The organism is Larkinella sp. C7, from assembly GCF_006149005.1.
Lineage (GTDB): Bacteria > Bacteroidota > Bacteroidia > Cytophagales > Spirosomataceae > Larkinella.
Genome location: NZ_VBSL01000200.1, coordinates 1 through 393, shown reverse-complemented (window position 1 = coordinate 393; position 393 = coordinate 1). Strand labels below are relative to the sequence as shown.

Sequence of the window (393 nt, the reverse complement as noted above, 5' to 3'; positions counted from 1 at the left end):
GAATGCCTAGAATGGGCATGAGTCGGCGAATCCGCTTCTTGTTATACTGGGTGCCTAGTTGCCGGTTGACAAAGGCGGTCATGCGGCGATAGCCGAGGATACCATTGTAGCGATGATGAAAAGATTTTATGGTTGCCATCAGCTCTTTGTTCACTCTTTCAGAAGGCGTCTCTGGATGCTTTAGCCATTTATCATAACCTGAACGAGAGACTTTCAGAATCCTGCACAAAGTTTGAATAGGGAAGTTGGGGTTCTCCTCATGATAATCTTTGATAGCTTGGAAGACTTCCAAGTACCTGCCTTGTCTCACCGACGGTTTTGCCGTCTGATGGTGTCTAACTTTTTTAGCAGACCAACCTCCATCTCTAAATAACGATTGCGGTCCTCTAGCTG

1 pseudogene is annotated in these 393 nt (G+C 46.3%); it reads right to left on the bottom strand.

The window, feature by feature from the left end:
- Positions 1 to 393: pseudogene (locus FH871_RS35095) on the bottom strand (IS3 family transposase); the annotation flags it as partial.